Annotated in this window: 19 protein-coding genes, 1 tRNA gene and 1 pseudogene; 11 read left to right on the top strand and 10 right to left on the bottom strand. The window is 53.7% G+C overall.

The genetic code is table 11. The features are described from left to right. Positions 1–215: 215 nt before the first annotated feature. From LEP6406_RS0219700 to LEP6406_RS28925, 7 genes and pseudogenes are all read left to right on the top strand, one after another. Positions 216–1,157 (top strand): DUF4007 family protein, encoded by a 942-nt coding sequence (locus LEP6406_RS0219700; RefSeq protein WP_008318368.1) that lies wholly within the window; start codon positions 216–218, stop codon positions 1,155–1,157. Then, on the top strand, positions 1,154–4,633 hold the full coding sequence (locus LEP6406_RS0219695) for a hypothetical protein (RefSeq protein WP_008318369.1): 3,480 nt from the start codon (positions 1,154–1,156) through the stop codon (positions 4,631–4,633). The genes LEP6406_RS0219700 and LEP6406_RS0219695 overlap by 4 nt, the downstream gene beginning before the upstream one ends. After that, positions 4,630–5,433: a phosphoadenosine phosphosulfate reductase family protein gene (locus tag LEP6406_RS0219690; RefSeq protein WP_008318370.1), complete on the top strand. Its 804-nt coding sequence runs from the start codon at positions 4,630–4,632 to the stop codon at positions 5,431–5,433. Before LEP6406_RS0219695 ends, LEP6406_RS0219690 begins: the two co-directional genes overlap by 4 nt. A gap of 136 nt (positions 5,434–5,569) precedes the next feature. After that, entirely contained in the window at positions 5,570–5,905 is a 336-nt protein-coding gene (locus tag LEP6406_RS28935; protein WP_008318374.1) for a hypothetical protein, read from the top strand. Between the two features lie 257 nt (positions 5,906–6,162). Then, positions 6,163–6,675: a hypothetical protein gene (locus LEP6406_RS0219680; protein WP_008318376.1), complete on the top strand. Its 513-nt coding sequence runs from the start codon at positions 6,163–6,165 to the stop codon at positions 6,673–6,675. A gap of 50 nt (positions 6,676–6,725) precedes the next feature. Further along, a complete protein-coding gene (locus tag LEP6406_RS30535) occupies positions 6,726–8,072 on the top strand; it encodes a DNA sulfur modification protein DndB (protein WP_008318377.1) in 1,347 nt (448 codons plus the stop codon). A gap of 185 nt (positions 8,073–8,257) precedes the next feature. Beyond that, positions 8,258–9,050: pseudogene (locus tag LEP6406_RS28925) on the top strand (IS5 family transposase). A 75-nt stretch (positions 9,051–9,125) separates the two neighbouring features. Here the strand turns inward: LEP6406_RS28925 and LEP6406_RS0219665 are convergent. The 6 genes from LEP6406_RS0219665 to LEP6406_RS0219640 form a co-directional block, all read right to left on the bottom strand. After that, on the bottom strand, positions 9,126–9,920 hold the full coding sequence (locus LEP6406_RS0219665) for a Uma2 family endonuclease (protein WP_008318383.1): 795 nt from the start codon (positions 9,918–9,920) through the stop codon (positions 9,126–9,128). A 221-nt stretch (positions 9,921–10,141) separates the two neighbouring features. Next, entirely contained in the window at positions 10,142–10,909 is a 768-nt protein-coding gene (locus LEP6406_RS0219655) for a hypothetical protein (protein ID WP_008318387.1), read from the bottom strand. A gap of 172 nt (positions 10,910–11,081) precedes the next feature. Continuing rightward, positions 11,082–11,672: a sulfite oxidase-like oxidoreductase gene (locus LEP6406_RS0219650; protein ID WP_008318389.1), complete on the bottom strand. Its 591-nt coding sequence runs from the start codon at positions 11,670–11,672 to the stop codon at positions 11,082–11,084. A gap of 132 nt (positions 11,673–11,804) precedes the next feature. Continuing rightward, positions 11,805–11,948 carry a transposase gene (locus LEP6406_RS32305; protein ID WP_081748113.1) on the bottom strand — a complete coding sequence of 48 codons (144 nt, stop codon included), beginning with the start codon at positions 11,946–11,948 and terminating at the stop codon, positions 11,805–11,807. 244 nt (positions 11,949–12,192) lie between these two features. Continuing rightward, on the bottom strand, positions 12,193–12,372 hold the full coding sequence (gene rpmF, locus LEP6406_RS0219645) for a 50S ribosomal protein L32 (protein ID WP_008318393.1): 180 nt from the start codon (positions 12,370–12,372) through the stop codon (positions 12,193–12,195). Between the two features lie 246 nt (positions 12,373–12,618). Beyond that, a complete protein-coding gene (locus LEP6406_RS0219640; protein WP_008318396.1) occupies positions 12,619–13,047 on the bottom strand; it encodes a hypothetical protein in 429 nt (142 codons plus the stop codon). Positions 13,048–13,476: 429 nt separating this feature from the next. Here LEP6406_RS0219640 and LEP6406_RS0219635 point away from each other — a divergent pair, with 429 nt between their 5' ends. Continuing rightward, positions 13,477–15,474 (top strand): caspase family protein, encoded by a 1,998-nt coding sequence (locus LEP6406_RS0219635; protein WP_008318398.1) that lies wholly within the window; start codon positions 13,477–13,479, stop codon positions 15,472–15,474. Between the two features lie 118 nt (positions 15,475–15,592). Here LEP6406_RS0219635 and LEP6406_RS0219630 read toward each other — a convergent pair whose 3' ends face one another. Further along, on the bottom strand, positions 15,593–16,522 hold the full coding sequence (locus tag LEP6406_RS0219630) for an RluA family pseudouridine synthase (RefSeq protein WP_008318400.1): 930 nt from the start codon (positions 16,520–16,522) through the stop codon (positions 15,593–15,595). A gap of 29 nt (positions 16,523–16,551) precedes the next feature. After that, positions 16,552–17,511: an ABC transporter ATP-binding protein gene (locus LEP6406_RS0219625; protein ID WP_317133857.1), complete on the bottom strand. Its 960-nt coding sequence runs from the start codon at positions 17,509–17,511 to the stop codon at positions 16,552–16,554. A 214-nt stretch (positions 17,512–17,725) separates the two neighbouring features. Between LEP6406_RS0219625 and LEP6406_RS0219620 the strand changes: the two genes are divergently transcribed. After that, positions 17,726–18,115 (top strand): nuclear transport factor 2 family protein, encoded by a 390-nt coding sequence (locus tag LEP6406_RS0219620; RefSeq protein WP_008318404.1) that lies wholly within the window; start codon positions 17,726–17,728, stop codon positions 18,113–18,115. 407 nt (positions 18,116–18,522) lie between these two features. Here the strand turns inward: LEP6406_RS0219620 and LEP6406_RS0219615 are convergent, their stop codons facing one another. Then, positions 18,523–19,743: an adenylate/guanylate cyclase domain-containing protein gene (locus LEP6406_RS0219615; RefSeq protein ID WP_225886578.1), complete on the bottom strand. Its 1,221-nt coding sequence runs from the start codon at positions 19,741–19,743 to the stop codon at positions 18,523–18,525. A gap of 136 nt (positions 19,744–19,879) precedes the next feature. Beyond that, positions 19,880–20,563, bottom strand: a complete 684-nt coding sequence (cobO, locus tag LEP6406_RS0219610; protein WP_008318410.1) for a cob(I)yrinic acid a,c-diamide adenosyltransferase — start codon at positions 20,561–20,563, stop codon at positions 19,880–19,882. 77 nt (positions 20,564–20,640) lie between these two features. On the opposite strand from cobO, the gene LEP6406_RS0219605 reads away from it, so the two are divergent. Next, a tRNA-Arg gene (locus tag LEP6406_RS0219605) sits at positions 20,641–20,713 on the top strand. A 297-nt stretch (positions 20,714–21,010) separates the two neighbouring features. Further along, positions 21,011–22,930 (top strand): tetratricopeptide repeat protein, encoded by a 1,920-nt coding sequence (locus LEP6406_RS0219600; protein WP_008318412.1) that lies wholly within the window; start codon positions 21,011–21,013, stop codon positions 22,928–22,930. Positions 22,931–22,992: the final 62 nt, after the last annotated feature.

Raw genomic sequence — 22,992 nt, 5'->3', positions numbered from 1 at the left:
GCTCTGTACTGTCATGGCTTCCCTTAGATGATTGAATTCGGTGGCGTTACTCGATAATTTAGTACGTAAGTGCTAGGGTCTGTGGATGCTTAACGCGGAAACCCTTGCGGGGTAGGCATGACCACGCCCGCCCTACTGAATCAAGCTAGGGGCTGTAACCGCTCCATAGCCAGGAATCTAACTTTGACTTTCCACAGCCCCTAGTTGCCCCCGCTATGTCTAAACAAACCCAGCCAGATTTAGAGGAGCAGAGATCGCCTCATGTGTCGGTCTTTGCTCGCCATGAAACGTTTCATCCTCGATTTGGCTGGCTGAAGAAGGGATTTGAGGGGGCTTGCCGCAATACCGCCATCTTTTTGGCGGAGGATGCCACTGTGCAGCTTGGGGTGGGCAAAAATATGGTGCGCTCCATACGCTACTGGTGCAATGCTTTTAAGGTGCTCCAAGATGATGAACCGACTGAGTTTGGCAAAGCACTGCTAGGGAGGTCTGGATGGGATCCTTATCTGGAGGATCCTGCCTCTTTGTGGCTACTGCACTGGCAGTTGCTCCAGCCCCCCTGCTATGCAACTGCCTGGGACTTTGCCTTTAACCGCTTCAACCAGGTGGAGTTTACCTACGATGACCTGTTCCATGACCTGGGGGAGTATCGAGACCGCACCATCACCCGCATTGCCGATTCATCCCTAAGAAAAGATGTGAGCTGCATTCTGCGGATGTATACTGAGCAGCCCACTAAGGCATCTGCTGGGGAAGAGTCGCTAGATTGCCCCTTTACCGAGCTGCGGCTGATTCAACCGGCTGCCGATACCCGTCACTATGCCTTTCGTATGGGGCCAAAGCAAAACCTGCCAGCGGAGGTGATTGTCTATGCAGCTTTGGTTTTTGCCCATCAGACCTATCCGACCGCCCGCACGATCCCCGTTAGTAACCTGCTCTACGAGCCTGGGAGTCCTGGGGCGATCTTCAAGCTTAACGAGGCGGCTATCTGCGATGGGATTGATCGAGTGAGATATCTATTTAATGAGCTGAGCCTAGCGGACGCGGCAGGCAAGCTGCAATTTAACTTTCCTACGGTAGAGTCGGTCGGTGTTGGGCAGCTAGGGCTAGATATCCTAGAAAGCTACTACGACGAGCAGCAGGGCAAAGCGGCATGACCCCCAAACCTCTTTCCTCCTACTTCGGCCTGAACCGTCGCTACTACCGCTCGGTTAACCTGGTGCGGGATCTTGATAAGCCCGATGCGGTGCAGGGGTATGTGCCCACGGAGATCGCTGCTGGGGCATTACGGCGGATTTTGCCTGCTTTCAGCAATCCTCGTGCCCACCGTGCCTGGACGATTACTGGGGTCTATGGCACAGGGAAGTCGGCCTTTGCTCACTACCTCACAGCTTTGGGGGCGGGCGATCGCACTGCCGTTAAACAAGAAGCACTAGCGATCGCCCATCAGGCATTTGCCTCAGATAGCCTAGAATTCCAAGCCATTACCACGCATATTCCCCCTGGGGGCCTGCTGCGGGTGGTGGCTACGGGCCAGCGAGAACCCCTGAGTTGGACGGTGGCGAGGGCTTTAGTCTTAACGGCTCAACGGTTCTGGCGTGACCAGCCTCAACCAGATTTTTGGCCTCACATCACCGACTGGGAGGTGGAACTCAGTAGCCGAGAGCCCAACATCCATAATCAGCAGGTGCTCTCTTTACTCAAAGAAGTCGTGCAAGCAGCAGCGACACCGATGCTCTTGGTGGTAGATGAATTGGGGAAGACACTGGAATATGCCTCCCATAACCAAGGGGTGAATGATCTCTACCTGCTTCAGCAAGTCGCTGAACTAGAGCTGTCGGGCGATCATCAGGTGTATTTTATCGGACTGCTGCATCAATCGTTTGCGGGCTACAGTGAGCGCCTAGCGGCGGTAGAACAGAGCGAATGGGCCAAGATACAGGGGCGTTTTGAGGATATCGCCTTTACCGAGTCCCCCAGTCAGATGACCCGGCTGATTGGCCAAGCTATGGATAGGTCCCAGGCTGATCCTATTCTTTGTGCGATTCACAATCAGGCCGGTGCTTGGTTTGAGGCGTTGGCTCCGGTACTGAATGAGAACGATGTTTCCAGGGAGGTGCTAGCGGCAGCCTACCCCCTGCACCCGATCGCGGCTCTAGTGCTGCCCTTGCTCTGCACCCGCTACGCCCAGAACGATCGCTCCCTCTTTACGTTTTTAACTAGCGATGAGCCCTACGGTCTACAGGAGTTTCTGGCCAAAACCATTGTTGAGGATGACCCTGTCCCAACGTTGAAGCTGCATCAGCTCTATGATTACTTTGTGGAGTCGGTGACGGGGCTGTCTTCTCGCGTCAACCTCCAGCGGTGGGTTGAGGTGCAGGGCTTGATTGAAGATGCCCGCGATCGCGATACTCAAACCCTCCAAATTCTCAAGACCATTGGCATCCTAAACTTAATCACCACCACGGGGGATCTGCGAGCAACTCCAGAGCTGGTTGCCTTAGCCCTCTGTGATGACCCACACGATCAAGCGCGGAAGCGCTGGCATAGGGTGATTAAAGATCTCCAGAAGCGCAGCTTGGTCACCTACCGCAAGCAACGGTCGGAGCTGCGGCTGTGGCAGGGGTCAGACTTCAATGTGGAAGCTGCCATCTATAACTATCTTGAGCAGGAGCGATCGCCCTTAGCTGACCTGATGGCTCAGGCGTATCCCCTCAAGCCCTTGGTCGCCCAACGTCACTACTCGGCCACGGGCACCCTGCGCTACTTTGAACAGCGCTATGGCGACAGCCGCCTGACTCTAGGGGAACTAGAGTGCGGCTCTGCCGACTATGACGGCACTATCCTCTACTGGCTAGACCGGGTGCCCTTTGCAGGTGGCCAAACCACTACTCGCGATGGTAAGCCGCTCATTGTGGTTGAAATTACCCAGCTAGATTTACTAGTCATCCGTGCCCGTGAGCTGCAAGCGCTTCAGGTGATTTGGAAGACGGCCCCAGAGCTAACCCAAGACGGTGTGGCGCGAAGGGAAGTTAAGCAGCGCCTAGTTGAGGCGGAACGGCTGTTGGATGAGACTGTACGGCAGACCTTTGACTGGGCAAATGGCGAAAATCGCGGCTGGGTTGAGGGGCAACAGACCTCAATCCTCAGTGCTAGGGCGTTTCAGTCGGTGCTATCTGGGGTATGCGATCGCGTCTATCTAAAAACCCCAGTTCTCGACAATGAGTTGATTAACCGCCGGGTGCTCACCTCTCAGGGGGCTAAGGCTCGCCGGGTACTGCTGGAAGCCATGCTGGAATGGGATGACAAACCTCGTTTGGGGCTAGAGGGCTATGGGCCAGAGGTGTCCATGTACTATTCTGCCCTTGGGGCTACGGGCATTCACCGTCAGGAAGAGGGGGTGTGGGGCTTTTATCCACCCCAGGAGAAGTCAGGGATTTGGTCACTTTGGGAGGCGATTGAACGCTTTTGCCTGAGCGCTAAGCAGCAGCAGCGATCCTTAGATGACCTCTACCGCCAGCTAGAGCAGCCCCCCTATGGGGTGAAGCCGGGTATGGTGCCGGTGGTCTTTGCCGCCGTGCTGCTGTATCACGTTGATGATGTGGGCTTCTATAAAGACGGCATTTTTGTGCCGGTAATGGGGCCAGAGTATTTTGAGCTATTGGTTAAGGATCCCACTCGCTTCTCGGTAAAATACTTTGAGATGGTGGGCCTACGCTCTCAGGTATTCCAGGAGCTAGAGAGCATTCTGAGGTCGCCCAATGCTAAAACCCCTACCGGGGTTCGCAATGCATCGCTGTTGGTGGTGGCGAAGCCCCTGTTTAGCTTTGTACGTAAGTTGCCGAAGTATACGCTCAATACTCAGCGAATCAGCGATCAGGCCCGACAGGTGATAGTAGTATTACAACAAGCTCAAGAGCCAGATGAATTACTGTTTGTGGCGCTCCCGCAGGCTTGTGGTTTTGAGCCAATGACGACCTCGGAGGGAGATGGAACAGTTGCTAAGGCATTTCGCAAGCAGTTGGTTCAGGCTCTGCATGAGATCCAAACGGCCTATGAGGCGCTGTTGAGTTTCTGCAAGACCAGGCTCTATGAGGCGTTTGGGGTCAGGCAGGAGGTGAATTTAAGAGAAGATCTCCAGGTGCAGGCAATGCTTTTGCTGGGTAAATGTATTGAGCCTGTGCTGAAGCGGTTTATCTTGGCGGCAGTGGATGGAAGTTCTGGCGACCAAGAGTGGTTAGAAGCCTTGATGATGATCGTGGCTGATAAGCCGCCAAAATCTTGGACAGATGAGGACATAACCCGTTTTGAGATAGCTCTTAGTGATTTGATTCGACGTTTTAAGAGCTTAGAGGCTCTACAAAAGGAAGTTGAAGCAAAAGGGAAAGGTTTTACGGCTAAAAGGTTAACCATAACTGAGCAAGATGGCCATGAGGTGAACCAGGTCATTTGGGTTGATGACGACAAGGAAAGTTTGCTTAATCAAGCCGTGGATAAAGCGCTAGCTCTTCCTGAACTTCAAGGGGATATCAAGCTATATCAGGCATTTATCGCTAAACTAAGCGAACGGATTTTTTCTGCTCCCAGCTCAGAGTTAGTCAGCCCCCCTAAAGCTAGGAAACGTGCGATATGAGTAAGCCTGTTAGACATATTTTGGGTCTCTCTGGCGGTAAAGACAGTACGGCTTTAGCTGTCTTAATGCGTCAAAAATATCCTGAGCTTAATATCGAGTATTTTTTCTGCGATACCCATAAGGAATTGCCAGAAACAGAGGAATATCTAGATAGAATTGAGGTTAGACTAGGCATAAAAATCTTGCGCCTAGAAGCTGAAAGAGGCTTTGATCACTGGTTAGATGTGTACGGCGGGGCGCTGCCGTCGCCTAATATGCGCTGGTGTACGAAACAAATGAAGATTCTTCCGTTAGAAAAGTTCATTGGTGATGATGAGGCAATTAGCTATATCGGCATTCGGGCTGATGAAAATAGAGACGGCTATATTTCTAAGAAGTCTAATATTACTCCTATATTTCCATTCAAAGAATATGGGTTGGTTAAAGCTGATATCTATCGTTTATTAGAAGAAAGTGGTATTGGACTGCCTGATTATTATCGTTGGCGGAGCCGATCTGGATGCTTTTTTTGCTTCTTCCAGCGTAAATATGAGTGGGTGATGCTGGCCCAAGAGCATCCTGACCTATTTGCTGAGGCGATAGAGTATGAACAAAATCATGCGGATGGACGCACCTACACCTGGACGGAGGGAGAAACCTTGTTGGAGTTACTCCAGCGTAAAGATGTGATCATTGCCGAGCATGAGCGGTCAATGGCACGGCAGCAGCAACAGAACCCCTCACGAAAACTAGCCGATGTGTTAGCCCAAGTTTTGGAGGATGAGGATGATCGACTCCCATGCCTCGCCTGCCATCTGTAACCTTTTGGGAAATGGACTCTGCTTTCTTTGACCGATCATACAATAGGAGTAACTAGCAGGAAGGATGAACGAGCTATGGTCATGACTGCTCAACAATTGGCAGACCTGATGCCAGATGCGACCCAGCTAGAGAGCAATGAGCCAGAAATGGAAAGTTCGCTTTAGAATTCCAGAGTATTTCTGGTTCTCTCCAGAGACGCTGGAGTTTGAGGGCTATTGCTTGGCTGGTCAGCACTATGAGGCGATCTCCTCTAATGAAGCCGGATGGCGATGGAGTGAGATGTTGAGTCTATGTATAGATCTAAAAGATGAGACTCTGCGGTACTTTCATTCTTCAGGGGAGCAAGTACCAACTCCGGAGGAAGCGGCTGAGACTGCCCAAGCACGAGCAGAACCGCTGGTGGAGCAGTTGAAAGCGTTAGGAGTACAACCTGAGGAGTCGGAATTGGATAATGCACAGCTTTCCTGTTAAAGACATCAATTTTTCATGTTTTTCTTGAGATTGTGGGAGAAGAATTTTACCACTGTTAAATTCAAAGCACTTATGGGAATTATGAATAAAACAAACTGTGTACAAGTAGATGTTTTTGCAGAATTAGATAGTCGAAACAAATATTGATATATGTCTTATCCCTCGAAAACTTAAACCTTTGAGAATTCATTTCAATAGAAGTAGCCTACTTGTCTCAGCCTAATCTGACATCATCCATGTAAAATTACAGAATATTTATGAGTCAAGAGCCATATGATTTTGCGAAGCAAAAGGAAGCAATACAAGGATATTTTCCAAAAGATTTTGAATTTAACCTTCGATGGCTTCCTGAGTATATCGATGAGTTTCCTAAGGTGGTAGGTGATGTAGAACTGAAATGGGACAAGTGCAAATTCCTGAAAGCATCTAGACAGCTGATCCCAGATAAGCATGGAGTTTACTGCTTTTCAATTCAACTAGGAAACCCTTTCCCAGAAGAATTGCATCTACCTATGTATATTGGAAAGGCCGCGCCTGGTTATCTATCTGAAAGATTTGAAAATTACTTCAAAGAGCAACAAGATGCAAAAGGTCGTAAAAGTGTTGTGAAGATGCTTAATAAGTATAAGACGTGTCTATACTTTTGGTGGGCGCAGCTACCAAGAGTGTATGTCGATACTGTAGAAGAGCATCTTTTAATGTGTTGTAGACCACCTTGTAATGAGGCTATTCCTAGCCATCAAAGATTATGGGGAAAAGCTTTTGAATAGCTTTTCTCTCTTACATTGTTCATCAGTTTTATCATGGGAGTTTTTTGATCATGGCTGATTATGTGCCCGCATTAAAGGCTAGAATGGGAGACTGGCAGTACTATGTTACTGTTATGAAGCTTGGAAAGATTGCCAAAGAATGTCAACTAGCAGAAGAGATCCATGCGCACAAAGATTTAGACGAAGTGATTCAGCGCGAAATTTCTAATCGTGTCTCAAAAGAGATGGTTCCCTATCTTCTAAATGAGCCTCAAAGATTTTATGGCGCATTGGTTGTTGCAGTGTATGGTGGTGAACCTGAGTTTTCTCCTGTCAAAGTCGCTGAACATGATCTTCTCAATGACCTTGATGATGATAAGCACAGCTATGGGTTTGGCCTACTACGCTTTGATGGAAGTCAGGTTTATTACGCCCTAGATGGACAACATCGCTTGCGATCGATTCAAGAAGCTATTGCAATGGATCCTGATCTAAGGCAAGAAGAAATTACTGTAATTATCCTCAATCATGAAAATACTAAAGAGGGCTTGCAACGAACTCGTAGATTATTCTCAACATTAAATCGTCGAGCAAAGCCAACATCTTCCGGAGTTAATATTGCTATTGACGAGGATGATGCTATTGCAATCGTCACAAGGCGCTTGGTTAAAGAAAGTAGCGTTTTAAAGAATTTAGTTCTATGCAAACTAGGGTCGAAACAAATTACTCCTAGTAAAGGTAACGATCCCTACATCACAACTCTAAGTGCATTTTATGAGACCAACGAAATTTTGATAGCTATTCCTGCTTACAAAATGGGGCGTGATATTGATGGTAGTTTCAAGCAATTTAGACCTTCTAATGAAGATCTAGATGAGTACTATGGCTTTCTTGAGCAGGTGTGGATGCAACTCTTAGGTAAAGCTCCAGGATTTGATCAAGTATTAAAGGGGAAGAAAACTCCGGGTGATCTTAGAAAAAAAACAGATTCAGATGGGAAAATGATAATTGATGATGCTGGCAATCCCTTGCCAGGTGGTAGTATTTTCGCCCGTCCTATGGGGCAATATATACTTGCCGAGGTGCTTATGCTTGCGGGCATTCAAGATAAGTCAATTCCGGAAACTATTGGCGCAATTATGGAAAACATATCGATGGATATCGATGATTCTCCTTGGGCTAATTTGATCTGGAATCCAGGCACACGCAGAATTGTAGGTGGGAAAACAGAACGGAAGCTTATTTCCAGTATTATTAGCCATTCATTAGGGCTAAAGATAAAAGATAAGGTTCGTGATTTGAAGCAAAAATATAGAGACCAAATTGGCAATCCTAAAGCTGCTTTGTTGAAGCCAATCGAGTGGGCAGGAAATACTCGTAGCATGGCAGATATGGAAGGGGAATATGGTGATGAGTAACTGTATTCAATCTATCTACTGCATCCGGCGGCAGCTTGGCGAAGGCAATCGAATTACCCTGAAACAGACAGATGGTCTAAGAGGATATTTGGAAAGTATCAATTAGCACATAGAAACCCGGATCGTAGAAAAGGCTTCCTCGGTATTAGGCTCAGATTAATGAAAACTGTAGCCCCTTGGAAGCCATGACATCAGAATATTCCAGCAGTCTGACCCGTGACCAGTGGGATCTCCTATTCCCCTTGCTCCCTGGCCCGAAAGCGACAGGGAGACCTCGCACCGTTGACCTCTATGATGTCATCAACGCCATTCTGTATGTTTTAGCGACGAGCTGTGCCTGGTCACTGTTGCCCAAGACCTTTCCGCCCTATTCCACGGTGTATTACTACTTCCGACAGTGGAAAAACGACGGCACTTGGAAGCGAGTGCATGACCATTTGGTGGCCTGGGTGAGGGTGGCCGAAGACCGAGCTCCGACCCCAAGTGCGGGAACTCTCGATTCTCAGAGCGTGCCCAGTGCAGTCATGGTGAGCCAATCGGTGGGCTATGACGGGGGTAAGAAAATCAAGGGTCGCAAGCGGTTTACCCTGGTTGATACCTTGGGGTTATTAGTGGCGGTGAAGGTGGTAGCCGCCAGCGTCCCGGAGCGGGAAGGAGCCAAACAACTGCTATCGGTTGTTCGCTCCGGAACGAGAACGTCTGCCTCGCCTGGGGCTCATCTGGGTGGATGGGGGCTTTTCGGGCGTGGACTTCTTCAAGACGGTAATTGACTGGTTTGCGATAGTGGTGGAAGTGGTATTGCGTCCTCAAGGGGCCAAGGGGTTCGTCCTTTTACCCAGGCGCTGGGTGGTGGAGCGCACCTATGGCTGGCTCCATTGGTGCCGTCGGCTGAATGTAGATTATGAGCGCTTGCCTGAATCCTCCGAGACACTGATCCACATCGCCATGATTCGCATCATGCTACGGAGACTCGCGTGAGGCTTTTCATACCCCTTCCCCGTGTTTTCAAATATCCTCTTAGGGCCATGCATCGCTGAGTAAAGCACCCAGGTCCTACTCCGGGTCAATCCCCAACTCCCGCAGGCGGGCGGCTAGAGTCTCAGCCCGTTGCTGGGCGGCATCGCGCTCCTGCTGAGCAGCATCGCGTTCCTGCTGGGCGGCATCGCGATCCTGCTGAATCAACCCATTCTCCTCCTGGAGCGCCTCCCGCAACTGCTCCAGCTCATCTCGGCTCAGGAGCTTAGTCCCCGTTTGAGGATCGTAGAACCGCAGCGCCTGAGCCGCAGGGGCTAGTCCCAGTTCTGGATAGGGGGGATGCAGTTGCAAATCTAGCCCCAGCACCGCGCTATGGATATAGGGCAAGCCAGCGGCGGTTGAGGCCAGGGGCAATGGCTGGTAAGTGCCATCCACCAGTTGCGCCCCCCGCAATTGGGGGTTGAGATAATCAGCCGTGGGATCGTACTGAAAGTATTCTTGTACCCCCAGACTGGCATAGAGGCGAGGTTTTTCCACTTCGTCTTGTCGTTTCGTACTGCGGGAGGTAACTTCCAGGACGAAATTGGGCAACTTGCCCCCTTCCTGCCAGGTTTTATAGCTGCGGCGCTTGCGGTTGCTCACCCCAAAAATGACAAATACGTCAGGGGAAATCGCAGCCTTGGGATTGCCTTCTTCGTAGTAAACAAACAAGTTACCCGAAACGTAAACATTAGAGCGGCCCTTGAAATAAAGCCGCAACACCTCAACGCAGTACAGCAGATAATCGCGGGTGGCATCGCTTTCGGTCATCGGTTGCCCATCGGAGTCGGGGTAAAGGATGGGATCAGAAATCAGTCCGGTGGTCTCAGCCATGGGACAGCACCTTGCGGGTCAGCGTGGACTCTATTATGTCACTAGCACCCAATCTGATTTCAACCCCGCGCCATGGCGACATTCACCCACTGACTGCGAGGGGCCATGACCGATGGCTTTGGCAACGCCACCAGCACCGCTCATGCCTTGGGCGATGCTGCTGAAGCCGCCGTCAAAACCGCCACCAGGCTCTAACCGAGGTATAACGGGGCCAACGGAACCTAGTCAAAAATTGCCTCAGCAGGCTCCGCCGCATAGATATACTCATAGTCAAACTGAAAGGAATTCTGGGTACGAATGATCCCAAAGCCAAAACTACTAACGGTTTCAGCGGTGAAGGTGGCCATCACTAACTCCACCAAGCGCTTCCCCTGAAGAGCGGGCTTCTTCACAAAGTAGTCCCGACGGGCAAAAAACTGATCCTCATCCTTGGGGACCACGATGCCATTGATGCGGTGGGTGTGCTGGATGGGGCGAATGTAGTTGCGGATAAACTCTTCCTGGCTGATCTGAATCCGGTACAGCCGCTCCTGTTGGGACCAACTCATCTGGAACATGAGCTTGATCAACTCAAACCCCAGCATGTAGCTAAAGACGCTGTTGCGCTCCTGGGTGCTAATCATCAAGCGGAGAGCCGACTCTAGGTACAGATCAGGTTGCTGGCGAGCATCCTGGGCCGAGTGAATGTAGAACTGGCGAATGTAGCTGCGTAGGACCGGTTCCGTGAGTTCGGTCTGGATGTGAAACTGCTGAAGATAGCTGCTGACCTTTTGCTTGGTGTCCTGGTCTTGAATCACGCGGAAGACGAGGCCATCCGCTGTGTAATCATCCAAAAATTCCGCCTGCATCTCCGGGGGAGAGGCCGACATCAGGTGGCACAGGGAAAGCACATAGCGTCGCTGTTCCCAGGGCAGTCCCTCTAACCAACCCTTAGCCTGGAGGGGCAAAGAGCCGAAAATTGGGTCATTGTCCGGTTGCACAAAGACCATAGGAATTGCGAATCCGTAGTTTCCTTAGAAGCTAGGCTTCCCTGAAGAGGGGAAACAGTATCGTATCTGTAGTCAGAGATAACAAAAAGTGCTATGGGGTTCCCTACATCATGAGGTCGATGGTGGGGAAGAGGCGTGAAGATTAGAATCCGCGATGGTCTTTGACCGGCCTCTAGCGATCGCTATAGCGCTGTTTAGCCCAGGGGTCTCCTCGACGGTGGTAGCCATTGCACTCCCAGAAGCCCAACGCCTCCTCCGACAAAAACTCCAGCCCATTGATCCACTTGGCACTTTTCCAGGCATAGAGATGGGGCACCACAACTCGCAGGGGACCACCATGGGCCGCAGGCAAAGGTTCGCCAAATAGGGTAAGGGCCAGGAAGTTCTCGGGCCGGACAAAATCCGCCAGACTCAGGTTGGTTGTGTAGCCACCGTAGCAGTGGATTAAGACATAGGCGGCTTCAGACAACAGACTCACTTGGGCCATAAAGTCTGAGATTGCCACCCCCGTCCACTTCACATCTAACTTAGACCAGGTGGTGACACAGTGAAAATCAGCGGTGAAGGCTTGCTGGGGCAGCGCCAGAATGTCAGTCCAGTGAAAGGTCTTGGGGGCCACCAGCCCAAACACCTGCAAAGCCCAGTCACCTTGACTCACCTGGGGCGTTTCGCCATAGGTGAGCACCGGGAATCCTTTGGCCAAATGTTGTCCTGGGGGAACGCGGTCGGCTTGGTGGGGTCCGGGCTGCTCAAAAAATTTCATCGCCCTTCCTGGTGCTGGGTCACGACAGTACAGCCTCGATCATAGCGCTGCCAATGATTGCCATGATCGGGGATACTGCCCCAATGGCAGCCCCTAGGGGTGGCTAGGTTGGCCCAAATCTGGCGGGGAGCCCTAGGCAGAAAGAACCTTGCGCCACCAAGACTCTTTACGAATATCGACAAAATTCTGGCAGGAGGCACATTTGCGAATACCGCGCACCCGGATGCGCTTGAGGTGGGTATGGCCGCAGTGGGGACACCGGACGGAGTTAGCCATGGGAAAAATTCTGGAAACGGTCGTAGATATCTCTACTGTCCTATCCTGCAAGTTTCCCGATAAAATTCACGTCCATGACAGTACGGAATATGGCACAGTCCCCAGGGAACTGAGCCTATTTTCACCGTATTTTTACGCACTCTGTTTTGACGCACTCCCTGCGGAGTTTGGGCCGCTGAGGCACGACAAAAACAGGGGGAAGTTTATACCTTCCCCCTGTTCGTTGTGTTCTATCTAGTCACCGCTATTCTTCGTCGTCCTCGTCGTCATCAGGGGTAGGATAAACGAAGCCGGTAGACCGACCGGTGAGAACGGACTTACCTTGGGACAAAGCTTTTTGAGCCTGTAGCGCCGCCGTGCGCTTCCAGTATGCTTTGCGCATATTTCGCTTGGATTTAGAAGTTTTCTTCTTAGGAACCGCCATGGCTAACCTAGGGGTGGCTGCTTACAACCTTTCAATAGTAGCACCTTGTTTCTCCCCACGACGAAGATTTTTCTTCATTCCTACTCCCAGCGGCCAGAGAGAAGCGTGCTTTTCTGAGACTATTCCATCTAAAAAGTGATCCCGTGGATCGATTAAGCCTACTGTCCTAAGGATGGCATCCGCTGGATCGTTGATGAAAATGCGGGACAAGGATTTAGCGGGAATACTCTGAATCTGGCAAGGCGCTTAAAAGAAGCCCAGCAGCAGGGAGGCGCTCTCGTAGTAGGTGGCCCAGTATTGGGGATCGGGGCGATCGCGCCATTGGTTTCGGGTTACCTGCACATCCATGATGGGGACAGAGATACCTTGGTTTTCTCCTACCACGGTCACAATCACTTCAGTGGTCAGGAGGTCGGCATCGAGGCTGCGTTGAACCCCAGCGCGGGAGATCGCCTCCGCCCGCCGCAGGAAGTTCTCGTAGGGTTCACCGGAGTCGCGGTAGACAAAGAGGCTGACCCGAGCAGTGTACGCCTGGGCAGCGGGAGGGGTGGCCAAAAGTACTGTGGTGGCGATCGCACCACTACTCAGCAGGAGGGCAGAGAGTCCCCAACTGATCAGGGGTTGGCGGCAAGGAAGCCGGGACTGATCTGGGGAGGCTAAAGGTGATTGGAACATGGTGCTGCTATCCCTAGAGGTCTTGAAAAGCTGTGGGCCTTGTTCAGAACCGAGGCAGTCAGGGCATGGCCTGAGAAGACGGTCCTAAGATTAAAGCCCGATGGCCCTAGTGTAGGGGCTGAATCCAATGAAGTGAGAACCTTTTGGCCGCTTTAACTGTAGCCATCCCTGGCGCAATCGTCAATTTTGAGTCCTATACCAAGTCCAGCTCGAAATCTGGAGTTTCCCCACTGGGAAAACTCTGCTTCTGGACTTGGGCAAGGTTTAGTTTTGAGGACTGTTGCATCTCAATGGTCCATTGGCTCCGTTTCTAATCGGGTATGGTATCGTCTGGTATCAAATCCGCTACTGTATAGGCGTCCTATCGCTGGAGTCATGCTCTTAGTGGTTGTGACAGTCTAGGTGTTTAGGTTCATCTATTAATCATCCATGGCAAATCAGTGGGCTCTCCTCATTGGGATTAACCAGTACCCTGCCTTGCAGCCGTTGATGTATGCCCAAGCAGATGCAGTGGGACTACGCAACTTTTTTGTGGATGAGGTGGGGTTGCCCGTCAATCACTGCATCCTCTTGACGGATCTGTCTGCTGCGATTGAGCCCTACGCCCACTATCCCCTGAGGGAAACGCTGCGATCGCAACTTTTGGAGATGTGCCAGGAGCGGGTCCAACCGGAGGACATGCTGTGGGTGTTTTTTAGCGGCTATGGCCTCAGCGAAGGGGGGCAAGACTACCTGCTGGCCATCGATAGCACCCCAGACCATCTGGCGGAAAGCGCCATTTCCCTAGCTTGGGTCTTAGATACGCTCAAGGCTGCGCCCACTCCCCATGTGTTGCTGGCTTTGGATATGAGCCACAGCCAGGGAGCCACCGGCCACCACAACCTGGGCCAACAAACCCTAGCTCTTGCCAAAGACTTTGAAATTCCCATTCTGTTGGCCTGTCAACCCCAGCAGTACTCCCACGAAACCATGGCGGTGCGCCACGGCCTTTTTGCCCAGGCAATTCTGGAGGGATTGCGCTATCACGGCTGTGTGACAGCTTCGCAACTGGCAGCCTATGTCAGCGATCGTGTTCCCGAATTGAGCCAGCACCACTGGCGACCCCAGCAAAATCCAGTGGCGGTGATTCCTGCCGCCGAAAAATTCATGATGGTGGTGCCCGCTGAGGCGATAGCGACCCTCCCAATGACGGAAAAGGCGGAAGCCGATCAGGCCCAAGCCTTTGGGTTTACTTCCCCTGCCATGGTCGCTGCCATGTCTCCAGAGACCATACCCCCCGACGTAGATACTCCGGAGATCTCTGCGGCCCCCTTGCCGCCTCTGCCTGCGGATCCAGCGCGTTCATTGGAAAAAATGCAGCCTGTGGGAACTCCCTCACGGGAGGACGCGCCTAATGCCGCTCGCGCCGCTCTCTGGAACTGGGGTATTTTAGGGGCGGCATTGGTACTGCTTTTGGGCGTCTTGGCCCGCTACCAACCTTTCCTGAGGGGGACGGGGCAGACGGAATCAGCGGACACAACGGAGGTTGTCCCGGCGGACCCGGAGTCTATGGAGGTACTGGAAGCAGAAGACCCCGCCGCTGTTGAAGACCCTGCCGCTGAGGTGGATCCAGATCCCACTACCCTCCAGCCCACCCCAGAAAATCTTCAGGGCATCACTCCAGAGCCAGAACCCCCCGCCCCTTTGCCAGCGGCATCAGCGGTGCAATGGGCTGAGGCTGCGATCTCAGCTGAACGCTATGGGGAAGCCCGTGCCTGGTTGGACTTGGTCGCGCCAGAACAGCAGGACGAAGCCTATCAACAGTTGCGTCAGCAGGCCGAAGGGGGGACAGCCCAGGCCGCAGAGCGCAATCAGACCATTCTGAATGAGGCACGGCGACAGATTCAGCCCATTTCGGCTTCCCTGTTTAATAACGCCATCGAAACCGCCCGCCAAATTCCCCCGGCGGATCCCTACTACGAACAGGCCCAGGCGGATATTGACCGCTGGAGTCGCATCATCCTAGATTTGGCGGAGGGGCGCGCTGCCACAGGGGATCTCGCTGGTGCGATCGCAGCGGCCCAACTGGTGCCGCCGGATCGCCCAGCGGTTTATCGTCAGGCCCAGGAAAACATTGCCCGCTGGCAGCAGCAATCGACCAACCGTCAACTCATCCAGCAGGCCCAAGCCTCTCTCCAACCCGGACAAGCCAGCAGTTTTCAAAAGGCCATTGAGCAGGTGCGACAAATTACCCCCGATCAGCCGGAGTACGCAACCGCCCAGGAACGGGTTGCCCAGTGGAGTGAGGACATTTTGGTGATCGCTCGGGCTCGGGCGGCTCAGAGTCGGTTTTCAGAAGCGATCTCAGCGGCTCAACTGGTTCCCAGTAGCACCCCTGTCCACGACCAAGCTCAGCAAGAAATCCAGCGCTGGCAAGGCCAAATCTAATCCCCAATCCCGGTCACGGGTCTAATACCAAATCCTAGTCATGGGCCTTGGATGCGTTGGGCGTCATCAACGGACATCACCATTCGGGCAAGACTACGGGCCAATCTGCTCCAGCACCTTAACCCCAGAGGGTTGGGGGTAACGGTGCCGTCAGGGTCACAAGAGCTTGGGTGCGGGGATGGCGGAAGGTGAGGCGGTGGGCGTGGAGATGGTAGCCACAGTCTCCCGGCACCGCCTCCATTTTCCCCATGACATCTAGAGAACGGGGAATTCCCCCAACCTGGTAGAGGGGGTCTCCCAGCAGAGGATAGCCCGCCGCCGCTAGGTGAATCCGAATCTGGTGGGGCCGTCCAGTGCGGATGATGACCTCAATCAGGGTTTGGGTGGTGGTGCGTTGCACCACCCGGACCTGACTGTGGGCTGTTTTTCCCATAGCACTGGCTCCGTAGACATACCCCAGGGTGGGATGGGGTAGCTTGCCGATGGGAGTGGTGAGGGTCAAGGTATCAGGGAGGGTACTGGGACCAATCAGGGCTCGATAGCATTTCTCCAGACCCGTTGTGCTGTGGCCCTCGGTGCTGGCCCGCATCTGCTGGCTGAGGACGGATTTTGCCAGGGATGATCGCCCCAAGAGCAGCAGCCCCGATGTCCCCCGCCCCAGGCGATGGATAGGCACCGGAGTCTCCTGGGGATAGTGCTGGCGCAGTTGATGCAGCAGAGTGTGATTCAGGAATCCGCCCCCTGGCAGCACGGGCAACCCCGCAGGCTTATCCACCACCAGCAGATCTCCATCCTCGTACAGAACCCCGAAGTTCAGGGGTGCCGGGGGCTCTTCCCAGGGGGGGCGATGGTAGGCCAAGCGCTGTCTCGGCTTTAGTATTGCCTCCTCGCTGCCCTGCCTGCCATCTACCTCTACTTGGCCGGATTGAATGCGATCGCACCATTCCCCCCGAGAGGAGTGGGGGTAGCGCTGACTGTAGTAGTCCAGCAGCGTTAGACCGGCATCACTAGCCTGGACTTGGTTGTAGTAGGTCCAGCCTTGGTTCATGGGAAATGGTTATAGTTCAATCTGAAAATTCAAAGTCCCGCCTTGGTCGTTGCCTCTAGATAGATATGCTCCAGCCGCACCGGATGACGAGCGATGGAGTCCAAAGCGATGCCATCAAAGCGGTCTAGGAGATCCTTCAGTTCAAGGCGGTCGGGAACCCAAAAGGCCAAGTCAGAGCCGTAGCGGCGGGGCGTAAAGCCGTGGACCTGGGCGCGGGCAATCGCCGCCTCAGGGGTCGGGGTTTCTAGGGTGACAATCTCTTGGGCGGGGATGGCTTGGCGCAGATCCTCCAGGGTTCCTTCGGTGAGAAGCTGCCCCTGCTTAATAATGCCGATGCGTTGGCAGAGACGTTCTACCTCGTCCAGCAAATGGGTGGTGAGCAGCACCGTCATGCCCTCCTGGCGGGTGAGGTGACGGATCAACTCCCAGACATCGTGGCGGGCTTCGATATCCAGCCCGGTGGTGGGTTCATCCAAAATCAGCAGTTTGGGGCGATGGACGATGGCGATGGCTAGACTCAGTCGCCGCTGCATCCCCCCGCTGAGATCCTCCGCCGGTGTCTTGGCCCGGTCAAGCAAATTCACCGCCGCTAAACACTCTAGAATGCGCCGCGATCGCACTCGTCGGGGCATCCCGTAGATTTTGGCAAAAAAGGCAAGATTTTCTTCGCAGGAGAGACTGCGGTAGAGCAGGTTTTCCTGGGGCATGACCCCAATCCAAGACTTTGTGGCAGCACTGGCAGCTCGGCTGTTGATGAAGATCTGTCCGCTGTCGGCCCGCAGCAGGCCGCAGATCAGGTTGATCACGGTCGTTTTGCCTGCGCCATTGGGGCCGAGGAGACCGTACACCTCCCCCGGTGGAATATGCAGGGTTAGATCGGAGAGGGCAGCTCGTTGACCATAGGTTTTGTGGAGGTTTTGGAGCCTGAGCATAGACACGCTGGGGTCGAAGGGGGCTAACAGAACCAAGATACTAGGGGCTGTGGGCAATCAAAGCCAGATTCCTGGTTACGGGGCGGTTACAGCCCCTAGCTTGATGCAGTGGGGTGGGCGTGGTTATGCCTACCCCGCAAAGGCTTCCCCGTTAATTGTCCACACGCCCTAGGAAAGCCAAGCCCGAGTCCCCAGTTGCCGGGACTGTAAAGCTAGACTAGCCCATGATGGGGTCCAAACCCCTAGATTCTCGGACCCGGAGGTGGAGTCCATGGCAGATGATCGCGACTCAGTATTGGCAGCCCATAGTGCCTTTTACCGCGCCTTTGAGAAAAAGAATCTGGAGGCCATGGAAAAGGTCTGGTCCCAGGGCACCGAGAGCGTTTGTATTCACCCCGGTCGAGATGCCCTCAAGGGCTGGGGCGCTATTCGGGAGTCTTGGGCGCAAATTTTCAAAAATACCCGCTACCTAGAGGTGGATGTAGAGGTGGTATCGGTGACGGTGCAGGCTGATTTGGCCGCTGTGGTGGCGGTGGAAAATGTCCTGCAAATTAGCGACGGACAGCGGCTAGAGGCCCAGTCTATGGCCACCAATATCCTAGAGCGCCTGGGGGATCGCTGGTACCTGATCCATCATCATGGCAGCCCGGTTATGAAGTAGGGGGGTGAGGGGGGGTGATGGGGTGATGGGGTGATGGGGTGATGGGGTGATGGGGTGATGGGGTGATGGGGTGATGGGGTGGGGTGGACAGAAAGTTTTGAATTTTGAATTTTGAATTGAATTACCCGTAGGGGCGCGGTTTCCGCGCCCAATGCAGGATGTTGCCGTAGGGGCGTGGTGCCTGTGCCCAATGCGGAATTCCCGGTAGGGGCGCGGTTTCCGCGCCCAATGCAGAGGGTGACAGGTAGGGGGGGGTAATTCCACCGGGTATTAACGTAAGCCGAGACAATATTGGTTCCGAGGAATTCAGGAGTCAGAATCCAGTACTCTCCTAGATTCTGGCTCCTAACTCCTAACTCCTCCCCCAGAGATTTGTCCCGCTTTGAGTTGATACCCATTCCACGTCCCTAATGCCTTGGCAGGTCAAGGCGGAGCGCCTCCGGGGGCAGGGTAAACAGTTCCAGGGACTGATCTCGGCCCCGTAGCGGCCAATAGCCCACCGAGATCATCGGCAGGTGAATTTGCCCATAGGTGGTAGCGCTGATCAGCAGCCCCGGCCCGACCTCCTTGGTTAGGGCTTCGATGCGGGAGGCCACATTGACGGTGTCGCCAATGACAGTGAACTCAACGTGATGACCATCTCCGAGGTAGCCCGCCACCACTGGACCAGAATGGAGGCCAATGCCCATGGCCAAGGGAGAAATTTGGGGCAACTTTTGCAGCATGACTTGGGCTGCTGCCAGGGCAATTTCAGCATGGTTATCCAACGGGGTCGGGGCACCAAAGACCGCTAACATGCCATCCCCCATAAACTTGTTGACCCAGCCGCCGTGGGCCTCGACAATTTCTGAAAGTAGTCCTTGCACCTGGCTTAAAAAGGCAAGCACCGCTGCGGGTTCCAGCTTTTCTGAATAGTGGGTAAAGCCCCGCAAGTCTGTAATCATCACCGTCACATCACAGATCAGAGGTTCTCGAAACAGATCCTGAGGTTGATTAAAGGCGGTGTTTACGACTTCGGGGGGCAAAAACCGTTCCATTAAAAACCGTCCCGCCTCTCCCCGGATCTGGTGGCGGACGATATCACCAATCATCAGGCTCAGAAAGCCAATGCCCAAGATAGTGAAAAAAGTGAACAGGGCAATGGTGAAGGTGACCTGAAATAGATAAGCTCCGTAGAGGAAAGCTAGAGCCGCGATCGCAGTGGTGACCAGTGACGCCAGCGCCCGAAACCGCATTCCCCCCGATACCGCCAGCAGGGCGCAGAGGGCCACCACATTGGTCAGAATGAGGGGCTGATCTTCACCAAAGACCCGCCAGATATTGCCAATAAATACCAGCAACAGTAGCCCATCGAAGAGAGGCAATAGCAGTTGCAGCTTAGAGAGCCAAACCAGGGCCACCGGACGACGCAGCAGCGCTACAATCCCCACCGAACATCCCGTTGCGGTGAGGCCAATCATCGCCACGGTAGGAGACACCGAAGGTTGGCCAATTAGGGTTTGGGGAAAGCAAAAGACCAGTACGTCTAGGATGGTGGAGGCCAACAGTACCAAGGCCCGCACCGTAGCAAATTTTTTCTCATTTTTCAGGGCTTCCTGGTCCAATACCCCCTGAACAGTAGCGGGCAATTGAGCGAAGGAATGGGCTTTTAAGATCGGGGACTTTCCCCTGGAAGAAGGCTGGGCCATGGTCAATATGCCAACAGGGTATCCCGCCGAGATCAGGCACCCATGTTACTCACCGTTCCAGGCGTTGAGGGCAACCCTAATACTCAATGCCCGCTTGGGCTCTTACCCCTTGTTCCCGGAACGGGTGCTTGATCAGGGTCATTTCGGTAACCAGATCAGCCTGTTCGATCAGGGCCTCGGGAGCCCCCCGCCCAGTCAAAATCACATGGGTGGCGGTGGGCTTTTCGTTCAACCCTGCCAAGACCTGTTCTGGGTTCAGATAGCCCAGTTTGAGGGCGATGTTGACCTCATCCAGCAGAATGGTGCGATAGGTGGGGTTGCGGAGGTAGGTCAGGGCTAGTTCCCAGGCGGCTTGGGCCTTGGTGATATCGCGATCGCGATCTTGAGTTTCCCAGGTAAAGCCTTCCCCCATCGCGTGGAAAGCCAGTTGCTGCTCCCACTGACCGAGCACCGCCTTTTCCGCCGGTTCCCAGGCCCCCTTGATGAACTGGATAATGGCCACTTGGTAGCCATGGCCCAGGGAGCGCATCACCATACCCAGCGCTGCCGTCGTCTTACCCTTGCCATTGCCCGTATGGACAATAATTAAGCCCTTTTCTTGGTTGCGCTCCGCCAGTCGCTGATCTTGTACCGTCTTGCGGCGAGCCATCTTGGCCTTGTACTGCTCAGGGGTCAAGCCCCTCTGGGTTGCCGCCTCATCCAAGGCCGTGGCAGCCTGATCAAGGTCGCTCTGGAGTTCGGAAACAGTCTCAGCAGCCATAGGACGGGCACTTTGTGGAAATCGTCCCCATCGTAGCGCGCTTACAGGCTGTGGATGCTACAATGCCAGAGCATCAAGGGCATGTAGCTCAGTGGATAGAGCATCAGATTCCGGTTCTGAGGGTCGGGGGTTCGAATCCCTTCATGCTCGTTAAGGTTATATACCAAGTCCAGACCAAGTTCAGCTCGAAATCTGGAGTTTCCTCACCGGGAAAACTCCACTTCTGGACTTGGGCAAGGTTTAAAATCGGGTGATTTTGGCTGAATCACGAAGTAAATTCTTTTACCGTGGGCGACAGCTTTTGTCAGTCAATTAGCTGTTCAGGTTGCTTTTGAGGGGGCTTGGGCACCCTGGGGTAAAGCTGTACTGCCAAAGTAAGATGCCCGTGGAGTGCTTCGGTGGGCACTGCCTGGGGAATGGCTTTGACCAAGGGAGCCCATCTGCCTTATGTCTGCGAAGAACCGTCTTCTGGGGGGACGCTATCAGTTTATCCAAATGTTGGGGGTGGGGAGTGGTAGCCAGACGCTGTTGGTAGCGGATCTGCATCATCCTGGCCACCCCAAATGCGTGGTGAAGCAGATCCAGTTGCCCACCCGTAACCCCACCACCCTGCGGTTTATCCTCAGCCTTTTGAAAAAGAAAATAGAGGTGCTGGAGGTCTTGGGACACCATAGGCAGGTGCCCAATACCTTTGCTTTTTTTGAGGACCATCAACATTTTTATCTGGTTCAGGAGTTTGTTCCTGGCCGATCTCTGAACCATGAGCTAGATCCCGGCCATCCTTGGCAGGAACAGGATGTGCTGGCGTTTTTGCGGGGAGTGTTGGAGGTGCTGGTATTTTTGCAGGAGCATGGGGTAATCCATGGCAACCTTAAGCCCAGCAATATCATTCGTCATCAAGGGGACCGCCGCCTTGTGTTGCTGGACTTTAGCCTGTTGAAGGAACTGGGGCGCGAGGTTTCTGGCCGGGAAATCGTTGAGAATGGCAAACTACCCAAAGACTGGGTCTATGTTCCCCTAGAACAGCGGCGGGGCCAGCCCCGGTTTTGTACCGACCACTATGCTTTGGGAATGATCGCGCTTCAGGCCCTAACGGGGCTGCCCGTGGAAGACCTGCCGGATGCGGAGCATCCCGATCTGCAACAGGCTTTGACGGCACGACTTCAGGATGTTTCTGGGCTCGACCCTAAGGTGGCGGGGGTGCTGGCGGGGATGTTGCACCCTGACCCTGACCGCCGCTACCAGAAAGCGATCGCAGTTCTGGCGGATCTAAATCGTAGGGCCACTTCGGCGGATGCCCCCCAGGTGACTTTGGACAGTTCAGAGGTAGCGATGACGGCCCCAGAGACGGACATCCCTATTACTTCCCCGCCCCCGCGACACTGGCGCTGGGCGCTGGGGGGAATTGCCCTTTTGACTTTAGTGGGGGGACTACTGGCCCTAGGACTGCCCCAGCGGTGGTCAGTGGCGCGATCGCTGCGGGCGGCTCAAACCGCTGAGCAGGCAGGGGAAACGGAGACCGCGATCGCGCATTATGATGCCGCCTTGGCCCGAATGCCCCAGAATGCCCAAGCCCTAACGGAACGGGGGATGCTGAATGCTCAGCGGGGCCAGTCCAATGCCGCCTTGGCAGACCTGACCCAGGCTTTGGAGATTAACCCTAAGCAGGCCACCCTGTTTTATCAGCGGGGCAATGTTCGCTTTGGCGTGGGGGATATCCAGGGGGCACTGGAGGACTACACCCAAGCCCTGCGGTTGGATTCGACCCTGGTCAAGGCGTATCTGAATCGAGGCAGTGCTCGGGCAGATTGGGGGGATGAGCAGGGGGCAATCCAGGACTATACTCAGGCCCTTGCCCTGAGCACAGACCAAGAAGTTCAGGCGGCGGCCTATCTGAATCGCTGTTTGTCCTATTCCAATATTGATCAGCAGGGACAGGCATTGAAGGACTGCACGGAGGCCATTAATTTACGACCCAGTCACAGTCTGGCCTACGAAAACCGGGGGCTGGTGCGGCGACGCTTGGGAGATTTTCAGGGATCAATCCAGGACTACAACATTGCCATCCAGATTGAACCGGATAGTCCCGATCCTTACTACAATCGCGGACTGACCCGACAATCCCTGAGGGATTTTCCAGGGGCGTTGGCGGATTTTTCTAAGGCTCTGGACCTGAACCCGGAGTACGTGTTTGCCCGCTACGATCGCGGTTTGTTGCAGGCAGAGTTGGGCAATACTGAGGCTGCGATCGCGGATTTGGAAACAGCGGCCCAACAGTGCCTATCCCTAGGACGAGTGCAGTGCTACCAAGACGCCCAGTATCAGGTAGGACAATTGCGCGCTTCCCAGGAGAGCAGCGAACCCTGAAATTCCCGCCAGCAAAAATTACACTGGGAAGAAACGTTTTTGTTGATGCCATAAAAAAGTAT

The organism is Leptolyngbya sp. PCC 6406 (assembly GCF_000332095.2).
Lineage (GTDB): Bacteria > Cyanobacteriota > Cyanobacteriia > Phormidesmidales > Phormidesmidaceae > PCC-6406.
This window is presented reverse-complemented; position numbering and strand designations above follow the sequence as displayed.